Annotated in this window: 3 protein-coding genes and 1 pseudogene; 3 read left to right on the forward strand and 1 reads right to left on the reverse strand. The window is 47.3% G+C overall.

The window, feature by feature from the left end; translation table 11 throughout:
- Together M1B34_RS33515 and M1B34_RS33520 are read left to right on the forward strand one after the other, a co-directional pair.
- Positions 1 to 191: pseudogene (locus M1B34_RS33515) on the forward strand (arginase family protein); the annotation flags it as partial.
- 167 nt (positions 192 to 358) lie between these two features.
- Positions 359 to 814: a hypothetical protein gene (locus M1B34_RS33520; RefSeq protein ID WP_268267415.1), complete on the forward strand. Its 456-nt coding sequence runs from the start codon at positions 359 to 361 to the stop codon at positions 812 to 814.
- Positions 815 to 1013: 199 nt separating this feature from the next.
- Here the strand turns inward: M1B34_RS33520 and M1B34_RS34285 are convergent, their stop codons facing one another.
- The gene (locus M1B34_RS34285; protein WP_425273568.1) at positions 1014 to 1262 is read right to left on the reverse strand and encodes a LysR substrate-binding domain-containing protein; all 249 of its coding nucleotides are present in this window, start codon (positions 1260 to 1262) and stop codon (positions 1014 to 1016) included.
- Positions 1263 to 1772: 510 nt separating this feature from the next.
- On the opposite strand from M1B34_RS34285, the gene M1B34_RS33525 reads away from it, so the two are divergent.
- Entirely contained in the window at positions 1773 to 2705 is a 933-nt protein-coding gene (locus M1B34_RS33525; protein ID WP_268267416.1) for a diguanylate cyclase, read from the forward strand.
- Positions 2706 to 2763 lie beyond the last annotated feature (58 nt).

The raw sequence follows: 2763 nt of genomic DNA on the forward strand, positions 1-2763 counted from the left end.
GCGTTGCCCAAGGAAAAATGCCCATCAGCGATGTAGTGCGAGTGCTGTCAGACGTTGCGGCTATCGCCGATGTCGTTGGAATCGGCATTGCCGAACATCTGCCCTGGGATGCGTTGGCCCTGAAGAACATGCTGGCACATCTTCCCTTGATTGGCCCTGGGGCCAATAACCTTCAAAACCTGAGCCATTGAAAGGCTCTGGAGCCGCAAAAACAAACGTCATCAGCAATTGCTGTAACTCATGTCCGTGCAACTACAAAAAAATACAAAATCGATACATGTTGCCTACAGCGAAGCGTTGCCCTTGCCGATAGCATTACTTAAGTGAACGTCGCAAACGCCCTGAAATTGGAGCATCAATGAAAATCGCCTCATCCGACAATACGCTCGCGATGCAACTGCGGGTTACGACCTCCTCGCCAGCCTCTGTGACCGAAAGCTCCGCCAACGCCAGCACTCAAACCACGACCACCAAGGTCGAGATATCAAAAGAAGGCCATGAAAAATTAGAGAGTGAAAAGTACGCAGACATTGACAACGCGCCCTTGCCAGAAGACGTCAAAGAAGTCCTGAAAAACATTCGTAAGCTGCAGGAAAAAATTGCTCAAAAAAACCAGGAACTCATGGAATTGATGAGCGACAAGACGTTGTCCGAGGACGAGATCAAGCGGCAGCGAGAGGTTTTGACGACCGAGATAAGAAGCATGCAATCGGCGTTGGGAACGGCAACAAACGCTCTGAATAATGCAATGTCCACTCACAACATGGACTCCAAAGGCCGAAGCTTGGCGAAGGGCCTGATAGGGATGAAATAAGCAACACGACGGGTATGGCCGCACAACGTTTTCGTTTACCCAAAGGCTTTATTACTTTGCTCAGAACCATCCATTGACGGTATTAGCGGCCGGCCATCCAAGACCGCCTCCCGTACAGAAGAACTGAATACGACTACGTCAGGAAACCTGAACGTAGTCGTCATGGTTTATGAGTGTCGAATTCTTTTCTATTGCATCGTTAGGACCTTCGAGCACATCTCAATAAAAGCTCGCAATTTCGGCTGTTTTTTGGCTGCTTTTGGAAATAAAGGAACAACCCATCATTGCCTGGAGAACAGTCCAGCAATGCCGGTTCAAGCGTCCCGTTCGCCAGTTCCCGCGATGTGTGAAACGTTGAAGAGTAAATGAGTCCCACCCCTTGAACAGCCAGGCTGCGCATCAACTCCCCATCATTAACCGTGAGCGGGCCGTTGGGTTCGATCCTCACACTTCCGTTATTTTCAATGAACTCCTAGCGATAAATACTAGGATCGGCGGCAGCACCTTTAGGCCAAATGGCAGGGGGCGTTGACCCGCAAACGGCCGCTGGGCGCGCTAGCGCCGACTGGGGTAGCACGTTCCAGAGCGTCCAGCTCATCGAGCAGGTGTCAGCCATTCGCTGAAGTACGTCCGGCCAGCCTCCGACAGGCTCATGCGACGGGTGGTACGTAATAGCAGCAAGCTTTCCAAGCGGTCGCACAAAAAAGAAGTGGCCAGCTAAGCCTTTAGTAGTGATGCCTTAATGCAGGTCATTTCTGACGCCATTAGCCAGCCAGGGCAATATCTGTGGAACTTCTGACTAAAATCAATCGCAACGGCTATCGAAAGCATAAAAAGCACACCTTGTATTTCTCCAACGACTACACTTATAGATTAAGCAACGTTAATTATCTGTGTTATCTAAATATTAGATCCCTAAAGCGGTGTGCCTCCATTCAATCCTACTAACGGAATTTTCATGAAGATTGAAATTCTTAAACAGGCAGTTATGGACTCGCGAGATGGCATTACCATCTCCGATAATTTCATTGACGACAATCCGTTGATTTTTGTAAATCCTGCTTTTGAACGCATGACCGGTTACTCGTTCGAGGAAACAACCAACATTAACTGCCGATACTTACAAAGAAACGATCAAGAGCAGCCTGAACTTGAAACTGTTCACAACGCCATTAAATCAGGTGAATACTGCCTCGTAACCTTGCGAAACTATCGCAAGGATGGAACGATGTTTTGGAACGAGCTAAGTATATCTCCAATTCATAATGAAAACGGAGTTATAACCAATTTTTTAGGCATACAAAAAGATGTAACATCCCGCATGCTAATACAGCAGCAACTGCGCGATGAGCACCAGTCCCTCGAGCAAATGAAAGCGCACTTCGAACAATTATCTATAAAAGATGGACTGACAGGCATTTACAATCGTCGATTTTTCGATACACAGTTCGAAATCCAATGTAAAATTGCATGTCGCAACGGAGGCTCATTGACTCTCGCCATGATTGATGTTGATCACTTCAAGTCTTTCAATGATATTTATGGGCATCAAGCTGGCGACGAAGCATTAATACATGTCGCTGATAGCTTGAATACGTTTTTTCAACGTGGTTCTGATTTTGCAGCCAGGTATGGCGGTGAGGAGTTTGTAATTCTTTCCAACGGCATGACGAAAGACCAATCAGCTCGGCACGTCGAAACTCTATGCCAACTAGTGCGAGACTTGAAAATACCGCACTCCGCTTCCAGCACAGGATACTTAACTATAAGCGTTGGTTTTTCAGTACATACATTTGGCCCACTGCACTCTTACAACGCACTACTTGCCCGAGCCGACAAAGCGCTCTACATAGCTAAAGAACGGGGTAGAAACCAATTTTTTAACCTTTAGGTCCTTTCAACATCATGCAGCGCCCTAAAGGGCATCAATCGGCCCAGAGTGTGTAAAA

The organism is Pseudomonas morbosilactucae (assembly GCF_023241715.1).
GTDB lineage: Bacteria > Pseudomonadota > Gammaproteobacteria > Pseudomonadales > Pseudomonadaceae > Aquipseudomonas > Aquipseudomonas morbosilactucae.